15 protein-coding genes and 2 pseudogenes are annotated in these 17,081 nt (G+C 69.1%); 9 read left to right on the top strand and 8 right to left on the bottom strand.

Features of this window, described 5'->3' with window-relative positions; translation table 11 throughout:
* The first annotated feature begins 113 nt into the window (after positions 1–113).
* The gene (locus tag J7E88_RS11105; RefSeq protein ID WP_215179668.1) at positions 114–254 is read left to right on the top strand and encodes a hypothetical protein; all 141 of its coding nucleotides are present in this window, start codon (positions 114–116) and stop codon (positions 252–254) included.
* Between the two features lie 467 nt (positions 255–721).
* On the opposite strand, the gene J7E88_RS11100 is transcribed toward J7E88_RS11105, so the two are convergent.
* Both J7E88_RS11100 and J7E88_RS11095 read right to left on the bottom strand, forming a co-directional pair.
* Positions 722–898: a hypothetical protein gene (locus J7E88_RS11100; protein ID WP_215179666.1), complete on the bottom strand. Its 177-nt coding sequence runs from the start codon at positions 896–898 to the stop codon at positions 722–724.
* A gap of 96 nt (positions 899–994) precedes the next feature.
* A pseudogene (locus J7E88_RS11095) lies at positions 995–1,405 on the bottom strand (Hsp20/alpha crystallin family protein).
* Positions 1,406–2,214: 809 nt separating this feature from the next.
* On the opposite strand from J7E88_RS11095, the gene J7E88_RS11090 reads away from it, so the two are divergent.
* Both J7E88_RS11090 and J7E88_RS11085 read left to right on the top strand, forming a co-directional pair.
* A complete protein-coding gene (locus tag J7E88_RS11090; RefSeq protein WP_215179664.1) occupies positions 2,215–2,787 on the top strand; it encodes a YceI family protein in 573 nt (190 codons plus the stop codon).
* A gap of 651 nt (positions 2,788–3,438) precedes the next feature.
* Entirely contained in the window at positions 3,439–4,137 is a 699-nt protein-coding gene (locus J7E88_RS11085; protein WP_251022445.1) for a hypothetical protein, read from the top strand.
* Between the two features lie 286 nt (positions 4,138–4,423).
* Here the strand turns inward: J7E88_RS11085 and J7E88_RS11080 are convergent, their stop codons facing one another.
* Together J7E88_RS11080 and J7E88_RS11075 are read right to left on the bottom strand one after the other, a co-directional pair.
* A complete protein-coding gene (locus J7E88_RS11080) occupies positions 4,424–4,852 on the bottom strand; it encodes a hypothetical protein (RefSeq protein WP_215179661.1) in 429 nt (142 codons plus the stop codon).
* A gap of 28 nt (positions 4,853–4,880) precedes the next feature.
* Complete coding sequence (locus tag J7E88_RS11075; protein WP_215180151.1) at positions 4,881–5,975, bottom strand: M20/M25/M40 family metallo-hydrolase; 1,095 nt, start codon at positions 5,973–5,975, stop codon at positions 4,881–4,883.
* 217 nt (positions 5,976–6,192) lie between these two features.
* Between J7E88_RS11075 and J7E88_RS11070 the strand changes: the two genes are divergently transcribed.
* Entirely contained in the window at positions 6,193–7,077 is an 885-nt protein-coding gene (locus J7E88_RS11070) for a LysR family transcriptional regulator (RefSeq protein ID WP_215180149.1), read from the top strand.
* A 221-nt stretch (positions 7,078–7,298) separates the two neighbouring features.
* Here J7E88_RS11070 and J7E88_RS11065 read toward each other — a convergent pair whose 3' ends face one another.
* Positions 7,299–7,859: a TetR/AcrR family transcriptional regulator gene (locus J7E88_RS11065; RefSeq protein WP_251022444.1), complete on the bottom strand. Its 561-nt coding sequence runs from the start codon at positions 7,857–7,859 to the stop codon at positions 7,299–7,301.
* 58 nt (positions 7,860–7,917) lie between these two features.
* On the opposite strand from J7E88_RS11065, the gene J7E88_RS11060 reads away from it, so the two are divergent.
* Positions 7,918–8,301 carry a DUF6463 family protein gene (locus J7E88_RS11060; RefSeq protein ID WP_251022443.1) on the top strand — a complete coding sequence of 128 codons (384 nt, stop codon included), beginning with the start codon at positions 7,918–7,920 and terminating at the stop codon, positions 8,299–8,301.
* Positions 8,302–8,381: 80 nt separating this feature from the next.
* Here J7E88_RS11060 and J7E88_RS37025 read toward each other — a convergent pair.
* The 3 genes and pseudogenes from J7E88_RS37025 to J7E88_RS11045 all read right to left on the bottom strand — a co-directional run.
* Positions 8,382–8,724: pseudogene (locus J7E88_RS37025) on the bottom strand (transposase); the annotation flags it as partial.
* A gap of 4 nt (positions 8,725–8,728) precedes the next feature.
* A complete protein-coding gene (locus J7E88_RS11050) occupies positions 8,729–9,244 on the bottom strand; it encodes a GNAT family N-acetyltransferase (RefSeq protein WP_215179657.1) in 516 nt (171 codons plus the stop codon).
* Between the two features lie 806 nt (positions 9,245–10,050).
* Entirely contained in the window at positions 10,051–11,379 is a 1,329-nt protein-coding gene (locus J7E88_RS11045; RefSeq protein WP_215180143.1) for a PLP-dependent aminotransferase family protein, read from the bottom strand.
* Between the two features lie 100 nt (positions 11,380–11,479).
* Here J7E88_RS11045 and J7E88_RS11040 point away from each other — a divergent pair, with 100 nt between their 5' ends.
* The 4 genes from J7E88_RS11040 (at position 11,480) to J7E88_RS11025 (ending at position 16,660) form a co-directional block, all read left to right on the top strand.
* Positions 11,480–12,304 (top strand): alpha/beta fold hydrolase, encoded by an 825-nt coding sequence (locus tag J7E88_RS11040; RefSeq protein WP_308307464.1) that lies wholly within the window; start codon positions 11,480–11,482, stop codon positions 12,302–12,304.
* Positions 12,301–13,071 (top strand): SDR family NAD(P)-dependent oxidoreductase, encoded by a 771-nt coding sequence (locus J7E88_RS11035; RefSeq protein ID WP_308307463.1) that lies wholly within the window; start codon positions 12,301–12,303, stop codon positions 13,069–13,071. The genes J7E88_RS11040 and J7E88_RS11035 overlap by 4 nt, the downstream gene beginning before the upstream one ends.
* A gap of 402 nt (positions 13,072–13,473) precedes the next feature.
* Positions 13,474–15,141, top strand: a complete 1,668-nt coding sequence (locus J7E88_RS11030; RefSeq protein ID WP_215179655.1) for a CdaR family transcriptional regulator — start codon at positions 13,474–13,476, stop codon at positions 15,139–15,141.
* Positions 15,142–15,295: 154 nt separating this feature from the next.
* Positions 15,296–16,660, top strand: a complete 1,365-nt coding sequence (locus J7E88_RS11025; RefSeq protein ID WP_374196264.1) for a diaminopimelate decarboxylase — start codon at positions 15,296–15,298, stop codon at positions 16,658–16,660.
* Positions 16,661–17,081: the final 421 nt, after the last annotated feature.

The raw sequence follows: 17,081 nt of genomic DNA, 5'->3' as shown, positions 1-17,081 counted from the left end.
CCGGGTCAGCCTGTGAGATTGCGGACAGGGTCGTGGTATTTGCCGTGTGCAGCTGCATATGCTCGCCGTGGCGGCGGGCTCAGGTGGAGCCGCCCATATGGAGCGTGGTTCCCATGAGTGAGCAGCACGTGCACGTGCGAGTACGGCGGGACATGGCTGTGTCCGACGACGGCGAGTTGGTCGAGCAGTACGCCTGCCGGTGCGGCGCCTCCTGGACGAGGACATACGAGACCGCAAACCCCGGGCCGGAGTGACGCCGCGCTCCGGGACCCAGGGTCGTATCTGAGCGGTCAGGCGGTTTCGCCGATCTTGATCTGCCGGTGCTTGCCGATCTCGATCTTGCGGCGCTTGCTTACCGATGTCAGGGGTGTACGCGGGTCACCGCTGGCCCGTTGACCCGGCCCTTTCCGAGGTCGTCGAGGCCAGTGCTGTCACGCTGCGGACGAGCCCCGCCCGTACCAGGTGAAGTGCGATCAGTCCCCAGGGAAGGGCCGACGACATGGTCTGTCCAGGGCAGACCGCCGGCACGGGCTTCGGCGAACGACACGGTTTGTGGCGGGACGCACCCGGGCTCCCCGGCCACCCTTGCGGCCGGACGCCGGAAACAGGCAGCCGCTGCTCGGGCGGCGCGGCCAGGCAGGTCCGCTGCGGCGATGGGTGAGGACATCACAGCCATCGTCCGACACCTCTCACCCAGAGGAGGACGTCTCAGGCCTGCTCTCTACGGGGCCTGGCTCTTCCCTACGTCCACCCCGCGCCCCAGGGAGGCGCGCAGACGGTCGTAGCGATCCACGTCCGTCCAGACGTCGATGGGGTGCGGGCGCGAGACGTACCACGCCCAGACGCCGACGCCGAGAGCGGCCGTCAGCGGGATGAGCAGCCAGACAAGTGCTTCCATGGGCGTTCCCCGCTTCGCGGTTGATCTTCCTTCGTTGCATTCCGTGGACGCCGCGCCTGCGGCCTGACGGCCGTAGGGCGACTCGTGGCGCACCGGTCAGGACTGCAGTTCCTTCTGACCGGCACCGCTGATCGCGATCTTCCGCAGCTTCGCCTGTTCGGCGACCGGGATACACAGGCTCAGCACGCCCGCGTCGTAGGTCGCCTCGATGGCTCGGTGTCAGGGTCTCCGACGAAGAGCTGCCGGATGAAGGCGCCCGTGGGCCGTGCGGAGATGAGGACCTCGGTGTCTTCCTTCGTGACCGGCTCGCGCTCGGGCGGCGACCGTCAGCACGTCGCACTCGGTCTTCAGGTCGACGGAGTCGGGATCGGCGCCCGGCAGTTCGAACTTGACCCATACCGAGTCGCCCTCGCGCCAGGCGTCCGTCGGCATGGCCGACGGCAGGCGCGCACCGCTGAAGAGATCCTGGGGGAGACGGTCCAATTCACGGGAGGGATCGGTCCGCAATCAGCATCCTGTCATCGCCTCCTCGCCACCACTTTTACCGATGGGATCCATCCCTTTATATATTCAGAGGAACTGTTTATTGACAAGAAACGACTCAAGCTTCTTTTGTAAGCCGTGGCTTCACGGGTCGCGCGACGCATCGGTGGCCCAGGCAATCGCGGAAGAAAAGGACATCGTCGTCTGCCCGGCGGGGCGTGGGTATCCGGCACGTGCCGGATGGGAGAGACGACTTCGTCTCCCTCCAAGAAAACGATCCGGTGCCATGCGTCGCAACGCCGGTAGGCACCGTTCAGCAGCCTGGCCGTCTCCCACCGCACCCATACAAGGCGCTCCACTGCGGCCCCTGGTGCCGACTGCCCTCCGAAACTGAGAGTTCATCGACAACTTCAGGCCCCCTATGGCATCTTGCGCCGACGCTGGAGTCCCGCCTCTATTCGCAGCACGCACCTGCCTCCGGCATCCCCGGGCGCGGACAAGGGCACACGCCTGCCGATGACCGGCCTCGCCGTGGGCCACGGCTTCCTGGTGCCGGTCAGGCGTTCAAAGCGAGTCGGATGAGCTGTCGGAGCGGATCGAGCAGTCGCTGCCGGGGAGCAAGCACAGGTTCCGGTACCCGGACGCAAGTGGTCGCCGGACTGGCAGGTTTCCTTCGCTGCAGCGGCCACCACGGTTCGCCGGCGAAGGCAGGTGCCGTGACCGGGCGCAGTGCATCCGGCTCCACTCCAGCCTCGTCTCGGCGCAGGGACCGGGGACACGCCGAATGGGCTGCCTCAACGCCCCGGCCGCATCCGCCCCGTACCCTCGGCGCCGTGACGCTCACAGACGGAAGATACCGGCTCGGACCGTCCACCGGCCGCCTCTTGATCAAGACCGGCCGCGCCGGGCTGGGCCGCAGGGCGGGGCACGACCTCACGATCGAGGCCACCCGATGGTCCGGAGAAGCGGTCGTAGCCGTCAGCGCCCCGGACCGGTCGTCGGTGCGCGTGACGATCGAGACGGCCTCGTTGGAGGTGCGGGAGGGAGCGGGCGGACTGAAGCCGCTCACCGACGCTGACCGGGCCGAAATCAAACGGACGTTGGGAGACAAGGCCCTGCTGCACACCGCAGAGCACCCCACGATCACCTTCCGTTCCACCGGCATCGCGGGGACGCCCCAGTCGTTCGAGATCACCGGTGACCTCACCATCAAGGGGCGGACCCACCCGGTGACGGTGCACGGGAAGGGGAATGGGGACAGGCTCCTGCGCGGATGGGCAACCGTCACACAATCCACCTGGGGAATCAAGCCCTACACGGCGTTCCTGGGCGCGTTGCGGCTGGCCGACGAGGTCCGCGTGGAGTTCGAGGTCGCCGGGCTCGAGCGAGCAGACGGGCCTGAGTAACCGCCGCGGGCGGCAGGGCGGCTGGAGCCGCGGCCATTCCCGCCTCGCCCAGCGCGCGGTAGCGGTCCGCCCACGCTTGGCAGAGGTCGCGGAGACCTGGACGCGTTCGGCGCATTCGGCAGTGACGTCGTCGGGGTGGTGCGCTCTGTGTGGAGGCGTTCGACGGTGATCACGGCGGGGGACCGCCAGGGCGTCGCCCCACAGCGGTGTGCGGCGGGCGACGCGGTGGTGAAGGCGGCGGCGGTGGACTGACGGGAACGAGGGCCGGACAACCGCTTTTCGGTGAACGGGATGGCTGCGATTGGTGCCAGGGGCCGCGAGCTTCAGGGTGCTCTCCGAGGCGTTCGGCGCAGGCGGCATGTGCTGCTTCCCCGTCGAGGCGCGGATCACGTCACCTGGGAGGGTGACACCGTCCGAAGCGTGCGTACAGCCACTGTGACGTCGACCGGACTGATGGCACGATAGCGGACAGGCCGGTCCACGGTCGGTTCCACCTCTCCTGGGGCACGTATGAACATCTCGCTCCCGTTCCGACTCTTCGCCGCAGCGACCGTGATTGGCCTGTTGCTCACTGCGTGCAGTGGTTCCGGCGGGTCCCCGAGCGCATCGGCATCGGCGCCCGCCGCACCCGGGACGCCCGCGTCCTCGCACATGACGCCGACCTCGGCACCCTCGGCGGCCACCCCCTCGGCCACGAATGCCCCGACCACGCCCACGCCGACCCCCAAGGGCACACCTGCGCTCGGCTCTTGGAGCCTCCAGCCGGTGTGGCCGTTCGCCACGCTAGCCCAGGCCCAGGCGTGGGAGCGTGCCTACCGCGCAGGCGGCCACCAGCCCTGGCACGGTGACCCCGACCAGACCGCGCTGGCCTTCACCCGTGACTACCTCGGCTTCAAAGAGATCGACCGGGTCTCCTCGCACAAGGTCAGCGGCCGGCACGCCCGCATCGGCGTCGCACCGACGGGGCCTGAGAGCGGCACCGCAGCGGTGATCCACCTCGTGCGGTTCGGCACCGGCCCGGATGCCCCGTGGGAGGTCGTCGGCACCGACGACACGACGTTCTCGCTGACCACGCCCGCGTACGGGTCGCTCGTGCACTCACCGCTGGTGACCGGCGGGCGGATCTCCGGAGTGGACGAGAGCATCCGTGTCCAGGTGCGCCAACCCTCGTCCGAGGCGCCGTTGGGCACGTCCCCGTGCTGCACTCCTGCGGGCGGCAACGACCAGCCCTGGAACGTGAAGGTCTCCTTCTCCGGGGCCCACGATCCCGTGCTCACCGTTGTCGCCTCCACGGGCGGTCACGTCGCCGCCGTCGAACGCTTCACCGTGACGGCGGTACGCGCCGGCTGACCCGCCTGACGAATCCGTCACGCGGTGCCGGGTTCATCGCCTGCGGTCGGAGATTTCCGAGGTCGTCCATCGGCCGGCCGGCGCGGACTTGGCGGCGCGAACCCGCCGTGCACCCCTTCGGGATTGGGAACCTGTCGGTTTCAAGTCGTCGGCGACTGCATGGCCGAGGCCGCCATCTGCGACGGTGACGTCATCACGTCCGCCGCCGGGACTCTGCCGGCTGCGGGGCCTGCTGACCAGCACGGCGCGATGTGGGCACCGGCCCTTCCGTGGAACTGCTGTACTGCTATTCGCTGGTCAGCTCCATCGCGATCAGATGGACGGTGCTTGTGAGGTAGCCGAGTCCGTCGATCTGAATCTCCATGACGCCCTGAGAAACCTGGCCCGCGTCTTGTGCGGCGGCTCCGGCGGTGCACTCGGACGCACCATTGCGCAAGGTTGTCAGAGCGGTTGACCAGGAGGACTGGGCGTCCTCGTCCGGAATCGGGTCGTAGGCTTCGGCAGCGGCGAGATCCTTCAGGAGGTCCTGGCATGCGGTCCCGATGGTGCCGATGGGGGCCATGCTCACGTAGACCCTGGACGTGTCATCCGTTAAGCGCATTATGTGTGTTTCGCCGCCTGAGTGGTACCAGCTCTCGAGTTTCTCCTCGGGGGATGAGGCGCAAGCGCCAGCGAGAAGCAGGGCGGCTGTGATGGTGAGGACGCGGGTGCGCATAGGGTCTCCATGGGTTGACGGGTTTTGGTCAACGCAGGGTCCGCGTGATCAGGCGAGCGAGCAGGCGGGTGCGGGGAACCATCTGGGCGACCGCGACGAACTCGGTGTCCGTATGGGCCCCGCCTCCGACGGCGCCGAGGCCGTCCAGCGTCGGACAGCCGGTGCCTGCCGTGTAATTGCCGTCGGAGGCGCCGCCGACAGCGACCCCACGCAGCGGCTCCTGGCTCAGCTCCGAGGCGCATTGGCAGGCCAGGTCGAACAGTTCGGCGGAGGACTCCGGTTCCATGGGCGGCCGCTTCCGGCCGCCCAGCACGCTCAGCCGAGCCCCGTGCGTCCGGGGGGTCAGCTCGCGCAGGAGAACGTCAATCCGGTCCTGCGCCGCCTGGGTGCCTGCTCGTACGTCCACCGATACCTTCGCCAGCGCGGGCACCGTGTTGAGTGTGGTTCCGGCCGACAGCAGGGTGGGCGTGACGGTCGGGGCTCCCGGGACGGAACCAGTGGCACCCATCAAGGCTCCGAGGCCGGCGATGGCCAGGACCTGGTGGGCGGCCTCGATCGCGGCGTTGACTCCCTTCTCGGGCTCCAGCCCCGCGTGGGCAGCCTTGCCGTGCACCACGACCTCGTACCGCGAGGTGCCCTTGCGGGCGGTCTTGAGCGCGCCCTGTTCGTCCGCGGCCGCCTCCAGTACGAAGGCGGCCGCGCATTCACGCGCGGTCGCCTCGATCAGCCCCCGGGAGGTCGGGGAGCCGACCTCCTCGTCACCGCTGACCAGCACGCACACGCCGTGCGGGGACGGCAAGGCGGCCAGCGCGTGGAACATCTGCACCAGCCCCGCCTTCATGTCCAGGACTCCGGGGCCGCGGGCGATCCCGTCGACCACCGACCAGGGACAGGTCTCCAGCGAGCCCACGGGCCACACCGTGTCGTGGTGCCCCATCAGGAGCACCCGCGGTCTGCCGAAGGTCCACCGCAGATGCGTCACACCGTCGAGCACGATCGTCTCCGGCTCGGCGCCCAGCATTCTCGCGCCCAAGGCGCCGACGACTGCGGCGCTGCGGGCCAGGGCCTCGTGGTCGGCCGAGAACGATTCGCAGACCACGAGCGCCTCGAGATCGGCCAGCATCGCCGGCAGCGCGATCGCGGCTTCCCCGGTCACCGGGGCCGCCCTGTCCGTACCTTCTCCCATGACAGCACGTCTCCTCCTAAGATCTTCGCCTTGGTGAACACATCAGCCGCAGCGCCGGAAGGGAAGTGAGCGCGAGGCATGTGGGCGACGTTAGGGCGGAGACAAGGCATTCCACCAGCGACTAAATTGCATGGAAGTCATGCATGGGAGGAATATGTTCGACATCGACGCGCTGCGGTTGCTGGTGACCGTGGCCGACACCGGGACGTTCACCAGAGCAGCGGCCCAACTCAACTACACGCAGTCCGCGGTGTCCCGGCGGATTGCCTCCTTGGAGCAACAGGCGGGTGGCCCCCTCTTCGAGCGGCTCCCCCGGGGCGTACGGCTCAACCCGGCCGGCCAGGCGCTGCATCGCCACGCCGTTGAGGTGCTTGAGCGGTTGGCGACGGCAGAACAGGAGCTGGCCGTCCTCCACGCGGGCCAGGGCGGGATACTCCGTGTCGGGGCATTCGCGACCGCGAACATATCTCTGCTTCCCGCCGCCCTGCGGCGGTTCAAGCAGGCCACGCCGGAGGTCGAGGTCATCGTGCTGGAGGGCCGGACCGGCACGTTGATGCAGCGCCTTGCGGACGGGGCGCTCGACATCGCCGTGGTGAGCGACTATCCGTCCGGTCTGCCGTCGGCCGAGGGTGTGACGACGGAAGTGCTGCTGGAGGACGAGCTGTTCGTCGCCCTCCACCGCGAGCATCACCTGGCGGGAGCCGGGACGATCGACCTGAGGGAACTGCGCGACGAGGTCTGGATCCAGGACACGCCCGCGGCCAGTCCCACGATGGTCGCCGATGCCTGGGCCCGAGCGGGCTTCAGACCAAAGAAGGTCATCAGAATCGCGGAGTGGAGCGGGAAGTTCGGTTATGCGGCGGCGGGCCTGGGGGTCGCGCTGGTCCCCTCGCTGGCTGCCGGGGCGGTCCCGGCAGAACTCGTCCTGTGCCGGCTCGGCGACCTCCCTCCGCACCGGACTGTGCATGTGGCGCTGCCCGCCGCCCCGCTGCCGACGGCACTGGGCTTGCTGGATCTGCTGCGCGATGCCGCCGATTGAACCGTTCTGAGGTGCTCGCCGGGTCGTGCCGGCCGCACTTGGCGCCGTGGCGCTGACCGCCCTTCGGGCCGACGTACCGCTGCCTGCGCCGCCGAGACGCCGAAGCGGGTGAGAGGTCGTTTTCTCCCGGCGTCTCATCCCGGAATTCGCGGTTCATTCCGTGATGCCGGGACAACCGGATCGCCGCTGCCAGGCCCGGCGGGATTCCCGTCGGGCGTTCGTCATGCCGTCAGCGCGCTGTGCAGCAAGGGGCCGAGCCACTCGGCCAGCCCGTCCCCGGTGCGGTTCTGTAGGTAGAGCACGGCGAAGACGGGCCCACACACCATGGCGTGGGTCAAGGTCACGTCCGGTCTGCTGCGGAGCTCCCCGCGTGCGAGCGCCCGGTCCAGGAGATGCCCGAGGCCCAGTTGCTGGCGCGTGACGAAGGCGTCCTGGAAGCGGGCGGCCAGCTCCGGCGAGCTGCCGATGTCCGCGAGCAACCCCGGGACCGCGGCGGCCGCCGCCGGGTGGCTCAGCTGGTCGACGACCTCCTGGACCAGCGCGATCAGGTCCCCGCGCAGGGTCCCGGTGTCCGGTGGGTCGGGCAGGTCGGTGCCGTGCACGGCGGCCGCAAAGACCATCTCCTGCTTGGTCGCGTGGCGCCGGTAGATCGCCGCCTTGCCGATCCGCGCCCGTTCGGCCACCGCGTCCATGGTCAGTCCGGCGTATCCGTCCTCCGTCAGCAGGTCTCGGGTGGCGCTCAGGATCGCCTCGTCCACACGGGTGTCTCGCGGTCGTGCCATGCGGCCATGTTACGGTACTGTCAGTTTCGGAACTATTGGTTTCGTAAGGGGGTTGGGCATGATGCGATGGGCTGGACGGATCCTGCTGGCACTGGGAACGCTGCACCTTGTGGTGCTGGGAGCGCAGAACACGCGGTACTTCGGCGACTGGTTCACCGGCGAGCTGTGGGGCCTGCCGCGAGAGGAGTTCGTACACCCCGGCGGCGCGGCCGGTGCCTTCTGGGTCTCCCTGGGCAGCTTCGCGGTGCCGGTCATGCTGCTCGGCATACTCGTGATGGACCTGGCGCGGCGCGAGATCGCGGTGCCTCCGGTCATCGGCTGGGGCCTGGCCGCCTGGAGCCTCGTAGGAGCGATGATCCTGGAGCCCACACCAGTGATCCTGCTGCTGGTCCCCGCCGTACTCCTGATCAGGAGTCAGGACCCGGCCCGGGCCTCCAGTTAGGGGTCGTGCTCGCCCGATGTTCCATCCCGGCATCGGTGCGTCAGGTGTGTGCCGGCGACGGAGTCCTGCTACTCGCGGCCCTCGCGGCCCACGGTCTTCCTCGCCGCATCGGTGCCCTGCCCGGCGGCCGGGACGTTGGTGGAGGTCCTCACCCTCTGCGCGTCGATCAAGCACGCGGACGGCTCCGCGTGCTTGCCCCCTCCTGCCGTAAGCCTGCGCGGCACGCCGGTGAGCTCGGTGAACACCCCGTCCTTCTGCCACTTGGCGAAGTAGCCGTCTCCCAAGGCGGGAAGTCTTGTGGCAGGTAACGTCACTGCACCCCGGTGCGGTCCACGCGCAAGATCGCGTCCAGGATTTCCCGCAGGTCGTGCTCGGTGGACGTCCTATGTCCAGCGCATGCCGACGGCGCTCGGCCCGCCAGGCATCTTCAGAGCGGGATGCGGAGGTCGAGCACGGGCCCAGAGGCGTCGACCGGCGTCGCGTCCAGTTTCTCCAGGACATGGAGCATCGGCTTGTTGCCCGCCGCCACCGCGGCGGCCAGCGTGTGGTGTCCCTCGCGGCGGGCAACGGCCGCCGCATGTTCGGCCAGCGCGGTGCCGAGCCCCCTTGCCTGCCACGCGTCCTCGACCAGGATCGCGAGTTCCCCCACCCCTTGCTGATCGGTGCGCATGACGTTGGTCATGGCGATGATGTGGCCCGTATGCTCGGCCGGCGTGGTCACCAGCGTGGTGCCGCGCTCCGGGTTGGACAACTGACGCCATTCGGCCGGTGAGAGCCCGGACTTGCCCGCGTGGTATCGCAGGGCTCGGCTGCCCAGCGAGCAACGGCGGTGCAGTTCCTGGACTGGCGCCAGGTCGACGGTGGCCGCCTCCCGGGTACGGGTGGCGGTGCCGTCGGTGAGCATGATCGAGTGTGCGTTGTCTCGACGGCTGGCGTCGGGCATCGACGTTCTCCTCACATGGCGATCGTGACTGCTGTGCCGCGGGTCCGGGGACACAAGTGCGGCCTTGTCACCGCAGCAGTCTTTTGCCGTCTCCAGGTGGACTCAAGAGGACTTCGCGTCACGTCGATTGCGCTCCGCTTACACAGAACCACGGAGAGCAGCGAAAATATGAAGGAGTTGTGACCGTCGTGGCCGCCGATGCTGACCATTGCTCACGTCATCGCTCAAGGATTTGCACGGAGGGCCGCCGGCCATCGCCAAGAGGACGGGCCGATGAACGTCCGAACTTCGCGTAAGCGACCCACTTCTGAGTGGGTGGGCACACCACTCAACCCGCTGGTGCGCCGACACGGATGTCAGCGGCCCGGGAGGGCCTGGGAGGAAGCCCTGTGGGGGCGCTGGGGAGCTCGGGTGGGTTGTTCGGCAGCGGGTAGGGTGGCGGCTCGGGCTCTCGGCAAGTTCTGTTCGAAGACGGACCCCAGTCATCTCTCGCCCGTAGCCCGCTTTTGCGATGTGTCCGCGTCCGCGCGCCGGTGGTGATGGGCTGGCACCGGCAGGTGATGACGGGCCTGGACACCCTGTCGGCCCGCTTCGAGGACCTGGGCGAGGAGGACCAGCGGCAGGCCCCGATCAGGTTGGCGCACTTTGGCCGCTCCCGCCCTCTCGCAGCGGCTCATCGCCCTTGAAGCCCGTCGACGTACGACCGACTGTGTGCGGCGGCGGGCGGCCGGACTCCTCCAGATTCTCTGGACCGGATGCCGGAGCCCGGCGGCGTTGCCGTGGTCTGGCCTCGGCAACGCGGAGCCCTACTCCAGTCCGGCGTCTTCCGGCCCGCCGTGGGCCAATTCGAGGAGCACGTCAAGAGCATGCGTCAGCGTGTCCGTCGGCGGGGAGGAGAGGGCGAGCCGAACGGCGTTGGGCGCGTGACCCGTTCCTACCGCGAAGGCCGCGGCGGGTGTGACGGCGATGCCCCGGCGAGCGGCGGCGGCGACGAACGTCTCCGCCCGCCACGGATCCGGCAGCTCCCACCAGCAGTGGTAGGCGTGAGGGTCGGCGCGCAGCGTCTGACCGGCAAGCCGGTCCATCGTGATCCGCTGGCGCGTCGCAGCATCCTGCCGCTTCGACTGCTCGATGTCGGCCGCGGTGCCGTCGGTCATCCACTGAGTTGCCGCCTCGAGGGCGAAGGCCGGCGCCAGCCATGTCCCTGACCTGAGGGACGAGGCGACGGCCTGTGTGATGCGAGGCGGCGTCACCAGGAAGCCTGCCGTCAGACCTGGGGAGAGCCGCTTGGACAGGCTGTCGACCACAACGGTGCGCTCAGGCGCGAGCGCGGCTAGAGGCGCCAGGTCGTTGCGGAGGAAGCCGTAGATGGCGTCCTCGATCGCGTACATGTCCTTCCGCTCGAGAATGTCCGCGATTTCGGCGCGTCGTCCCTCGGACATGGTGATGCCCAGCGGATTGTGCAGTGTCGGCTGAAGGTAGACGGCGCGCAGGGCAGGGGAGGCGATGAGGGCATCCGGCACAAGGCCGTCATCGTCAACGGCCAGGGGAACGAGCGTGACGCCGAGGCGGTTTGCGATGCCCTTGACAACGGGGTAGGTGAGCGGCTCGACGCCAAGGCGTTCCCCGGCGGGCACCAGGGCTGCGATCGCGGCTGCGATCGCCTGCCTTCCGTTGCCGGCGAACAGGAGCCGCTGTGAGTCCGGTGCCCAGCCGCCGCGGCTGAGGTGCGCTGCTGCGGCCTCGCGGGCGAGAGTGTGTCCGGATGCTCCGACGGGTCGAAGGGCCATGGCGAGTGCGTCCGGGCGCAGGATGCGCGTGAGGCCCTGGGCGAGCCGTGCCGGCTGCCCGGGAAGAACCGGGAAGTTCAGCTCCAGGTCGACTCGCGCGTCGGCCGGCTCGGCCAGGGCCGGTTCGGGTGGAGGTGCGGCGGCTCGTACGAACGTGCCGCGACCGACTTCGCCCACAACGAGGCCACGGACGATCAGCTCCTGGTACACACGCGCTGCGGTCGAATTCGCGATGCCGTGCTGCCGTGCGAACCTGCGCTGCGGCGGGAGTTGGTCCCCCGGCCGCAGACGGCCGCGAGCGATGTCGTTGGCGAGGCGATCGGCGATCACCCGGTAGTCCTCCACTGGCACCCCTATATTGCACCGAGGGCATTGTTTTCATTGCACCGATAGATTGCACCTCATAGCATCGAGCGGTCAAGGCGAATGAGGAGAGGCGATTGTCGTGAGTCAGGCTTTCTTCGACGGGATCACCGTGGGGTACGAGGATGTGGGCACCGGCGAACCACTGGTGCTCATACATGGCCACCCGTTCGACCGTTCGATGTGGCAACCGCAGATCGAGCACTTCAGTCAGGCCGGCTGGCGCGTGATCGCGCCTGACCTGCGCGGATATGGCGAGAGCTCGGTGGTGGCCGGCAAGACCACTCTGGAGACGTTCGCGCGCGATGTTGCGAGCCTTCTCGACCACCTCAAGATCGACCGGTTCGTCCTCGGCGGCCTGTCCATGGGTGGACAGATCGTCATGGAGTTCTACCGCTTGTTCCCCAGCCGCATCCGTGGACTTCTCCTCGCTGACACGTTCGCCGCGGCGGAGACAGAGGACGGCAGGATCTCTCGCTACGCGATGGCTGAACGCCTTTTGCGGGAGGGCATGAGCGGTTACGCCCAAGAGGTGCTGCCCAAGATGGTGGCCCCCTACAACATCAAGGCGCTGCCGAGTGTTGCGCACCATGTGATGGGCATGATGGCCCGTACGTCTCCCGAGGGTGCTGCGGCTGCGCTGCGAGGCAGAGCGGAACGACCGGACTACATCGAGATGCTCGCTCGTATAGCGGTGCCGACGCTGGTCGTCGTAGGGGCGGACGACGAGTTCACTCCGGTGAGCGATGCCCGCCTCATCAGTGAATGTGTCCCTGAGGCCAAGCTCGAAGTCATCCAGGGGGCGGCGCACATGCCGAACCTGGAAAGGGCTGCCGAATTCGACGTCGCGCTCCAGCGCTTCCTCAACTCGCTGCCGGCCGAAGCGGACAAGGAGGACAGGCGGTGACCCTGCTGACAGCACCACAGGTCACGGTATTCGTCACGGGGGCCGGCAGCGGTTTCGGCGCAGCGATCGCGCGGCGGTTCGCGGCAGCCGGCGCACGTATCGTCATCGCGGGACGCAGGGGCGACAAACTCGCGGAGGTCGCAGCGGACTTGGGGCCCCATGTTCTTCCTCTGGTGCTCGACGTGCGAGATCGCGAGGCGGTCCGGTCTGCGATGGCGGGCCTGCCGGACGACTTCTCCAGGATCGATCTCCTCGTCAACAACGCCGGCCTCGCGATGGGCCTGGAGCCGGCCCATCAGGCTGATCTCGACGACTGGATGACGATGCTCGACACAAACTGCAAGGGGCTGCTCCATTGCACGCGTGCGGTCCTACCCGGCATGGTCGCGCGCGGGCGGGGACACGTGATCAATATTGGATCGATCGCCGGCACCTATCCCTACCCCGGGGGCAACGTGTATGGCGCCACCAAGGCGTTCGTGCACCAGTTCAGCTTGAACCTGCGCAGCGACCTGCACGGTACCGGTGTCCGGGTCACCTGCATCGAACCGGGAATGGGCGGGGGAACCGAATTCTCCACCGTGAGGTTCCGAAACGACCAGGAAAGGGCCGACCGGCTCTACGCCGGCATGCGGCCCCTGGCGGCCGACGACATTGCGGAGTCGGTGTACTGGACAGCGTCCCAGCCGGCACACGTCAACATCAACACGATCGAGCTCATGCCCGTCGCGCAGAGCTTCGCGCCGTTCCAGGTCCACCGCAGCTGACAACGAGCGTCGGCCAAGGGGAGGGCGGTCGACGCCGTCGAGGCAACCGCAAGGCGGGGATTGGCCACGTCCTCCCGAGTTCGTCGTCGAGGACGGCCGGCGCCCGTCCTGGCTACCGCCTTGCGCGGGGCCGCACGAGGGGAGGAGGCCCGGCCGCGAGACCATCCACCCTCCCCGGTCGGCGACTTGGCCGAAGGCGCCGACGCGGTCCCCGGCAGTTGGCTTACGCTACGTTCCCCTGGCGAGATGAAAGCCGGTAGCGGCGGCCCGGCCCTCACGCCCGCCCCGGACGACTCCGGGCCGGCCACCGACGCGCTCCGAGCGCCGGGCGTACGTCGCTGTCCGGGCCGCTCGGGGATGCCGCTGCGGATTGTGGCGGGCACAGGGGCAGGGGGAGGATCGATGGAGTCGAGCGGGTTATCCGCGTGGGGTTCCACGGGGGCGTCGCAGGAGGTCACGCTGGAGCGCCTGCTGTCCGTGGTGGGTACGGGGGCCCTGGAGTTGTGCATGGCCCCCAGAGGCTTGGCGGCGGCGGTCGCCAGGGTGACCGTGCTGGATGCGCTGGAGCCCGGCATCGGGCCCGGGGAACTGCTTCTGGCGGTAGGTGTCGATCCGGAGTCGGCCGTTGCCGTCGATGTCGTGCGCAGCGTGGGCGGCGCCGGAGCGGTGGCCGTGGTGTTCGGGCCGGCCCGTTCGGATCGGGCGGCCGCGGTGCTGCGGTCGGCCGCCGAGGAGGCCGGCCCCGCGGTGCTCTTCCGTACGGCATGGTGCACCTGGGCGCAGTTGGTGAGCATGCTGCGGGCAGGACTGGCCTCGGCGGGTGTCCCGCCCGATCCGGGGGCGGTGGCCGTGGCGCTGGGCGACCTGAACGGACTGGCCGACGCGGTCGCGGCCGTCGTCTGTGGCGCGGTGACGATCGAGGACACGGAGTCCCGGGTGCTCGCCTACTCCTCGACGGAGGAGGACGTAGACGATCTGCGCCGGTTGACCATCCTCGGCCGTCGCGTTCCGCCGTGGCGCGTCGCCGCGATGCACGAGGCCGGATTCTTCCAGGCGTTGTGGGGTGCGGGCGACGTGTTGCACCGGCCGGCGAAGGGCGAGATCCCGGAGCGTCTGGTCGTGGCGGTCAGGGCGGGCGGTGAGATCCTGGGGTCGATCTGGGTGGCAGCCGCGGGCCGGCCCCTCGCGCCGAACGCGTCCGATGTCCTGCGGGCCGCGACCCGGGCGGCTGCCCCTCACCTGATCCATCACCGCACGCGCGGAGCGCACGCACGTCTCGTGGAAGACGCGGCCCGTGCGTTGCTGGAGGGGCGCGGATCCGCCGAGGTGCTCGCCGAGCGGGCTGCGCTCCCGGCGCAGGGGAATTGTGCCGTCCTGGCGGTGCACACCGGGCAGGGTCAAGGAAACGAAGATGCCGCACGGCGAAGCGGAGACCCCGCACGGCTGCACGGCCTGCTGGCGCTGCACTGCGCCGCCTACGGCCACCAGGCCGTGGTCGTGGTCCTCAACGGCAGGGCCCTGGTACTGCTGGGCGCACTGGAGCCGGACAGACAGCGGGCAGATGGACAGGTGGCGCGGCTGGGGGACTCGCTGGTGCGGCAGTTGCCGGCCGCGCTCGGCGCGGGCGTGAAGATCGGCCTGGGCGACGTGGCAGAGGGCCTGGCGGGGTTGGCCGAGTCCCGCCGATCGGCCGAGTTGGCCCTCGGAGCCTTGCTGAAGGCAGGGGAGACCCGTGCCGTCGCGGGTACGGGGGAGGTGGCCGAGACGGTCGGCATGATGCAGGTCATGGACGCACTGACGGGGCTGGTGCTGCCGCCGCAGACTCCCGTGGCCCGGCTGGCGGCGTTCGACGCCGACCACAGCGGGAGTTCCATGGTGGAAACCTTGCGGGCGTACCTCGACCACTTCGGTGACGTGCCCGCCGCCTCCCGGGCGCTGGGTGTGCATCCCAACAGCCTGCGATACCGCATCCGCCGGCTCACCCAGGTGTCGGGTATGGACCTGAACAGCCCTGACGCCCGCCTTCTCGCGCAGGTCCAGTTGCGCCTGCTCGAGCGCGGCGGCAGGTGAGCACTTGGCCATCGGCAAGAGGAGAACGCGATTCCCTTGTCGCCGCGCACAACGGCAAGGCGTGTACTGCGAGATGTTGCCCCGCCGTGCCGTTTCGGCGGCAGCATCTCGGAACACTCCACGAAGACACCTTCCCGCACCCACGGGCAGCCTGGTGACCCGCCCGGCAGGACTGCCGGGCGCTCAGGACATCGACACCGGAAGGCGTGCCGTGACCAACCTCCTCAAACCCGCCGAACGGCGTGAGCACATCCTGCGGGCAGCCGTGCGCCAAGGACTGCTGGACCCGGAACAGGCCGTACTGGCCGGCTTCGTGGACCTCGACGGCCTCGCCGCGACGGCACGATCCCTGCATCGCGCGTTCCCTGACTCGCTCCGTGTCCTGCACGCCTTCGCGGCGAAGGCGAACTGCCTGGTGCCCGTGCTGGCGGAGCTGCGGAGCAACGGTTTGGGCTGCGAAGTCGCCACCGCCGGTGAACTCACCGCAGCGCTGGCAGCGGGCTTCGCACCCGATCGGATCGTGTTCGACTCCCCGGCCAAGTCCCGCGCGGAACTGCGATGGGCTCTGGGTCTGGGCGTCGCGGTCAACGCGGACAACTTCCAGGAACTGTCCAGGATCGACGAGATCCTCGCAGCGCGCCCCCCGCGGTCTCGGATCGGTGTGCGCATCAACTCCCAGGTCGGCGGGGGAGCGATCGCCGCGATGAGCACCGCCACGGAGACGTCGAAGTTCGGTGTCCCCCTGGCGGACGAAGGCAACCGGCAGCGGTTGCTGCGGGCGTACCGGGACCATCCCTGGCTCACGTGGGTGCACACGCATGTCGGGTCGCAGGGTTGCCCGCTGGACCTGATCGCCCGGGGGATCGGGCAGGCGGTGCAGTTCGCCGAAGAGGTCAACGAGGCCCTCGGGCGGCGCCAGGTGGTCGGCATCGACATCGGTGGGGGTCTGCCGGTCAATTTCGCCGGCGACGAGATCACCCCCGGCTTCGACACCTACGTGGACCGCCTGCGTGAGCACGCGCCGGCGCTGTTCACGGGCAGGTACGAGATCGTCACCGAGTTCGGACGCTCGATCATGGCCAAGAACGGCTTCACCGCCGCGTACGTCGAGTACACCAAGAACGCGGGTGGCCGCCCGATCGCGATCACGCACGCCGGCGTCCAGGTCGCCACGCGGACCGTGTTCAATCCCGACGCCTGGCCGCTGCGGATCGAGGCCCATGACCCCCTTGGTCGTGCCAAGCGAGGGCGGCCCGTGCGGCAGGACATCGCAGGCCCGGCCTGCTTCGCCGGCGACCTGCTGGCACGCGACCGCCCGTTGCCGCTCCTGGACCCCGGTGACATCGTCGTTCTCCCGGACACCGGCGCTTACTACTTCTCCACACCCTTCCACTACAACAGCCTGCCCGAACCCGCCGTTCACGGCGTCCACGTCAGCCCTTGCGGTCAAGTGGCCTTCGAGCTCGTCCGTCCCGCGCAGGCCGGCGTCCGCCCTGAACTGCGCTTCGCACACCGATAGATGCTTGCTCGATGCACGCCTGTGCGTGCATGTCCTGAGCGCACCCGTCTGTCAGGGCTACTTCAAAACCCACCTCGTGGCGGTCGTGTCCGCGTCCGTCCCCGCGGGTCGCCCGGTGGGTACGCCGGCGCTGGATTCCATTGGTGAGGGGAGGTGATGGCGTGACAGTCGGCCGCGGTCCCGAAGGGGACCACAAGCCGGCGAGGACCTTCTGGCAACGGGCTGCTGATGCAGCGCGACTGGTCGGGGGAAGTCTCCAGGCCGTGTACTACATGTGCCGCACGGTACGCGAGTACTTGGGGCTCTGAAGCTTCCCCACACGCACTGACGGGCCCGACCCCGTGGAGGCCGAGCCCGTCAACGGTCCTATGCCGCGGACCCCGTGCCGTGCCCCTGCAGGCTGCCACGGGGTCCACACATG

The sequence above is a fragment of the Streptomyces sp. ISL-10 genome, assembly GCF_018614575.1.
Classification (GTDB): domain Bacteria; phylum Actinomycetota; class Actinomycetes; order Streptomycetales; family Streptomycetaceae; genus Streptomyces.
The sequence above is the reverse complement of the archived record's forward strand: the minus strand, read 5'-3'. Positions and strand labels throughout refer to the sequence as shown.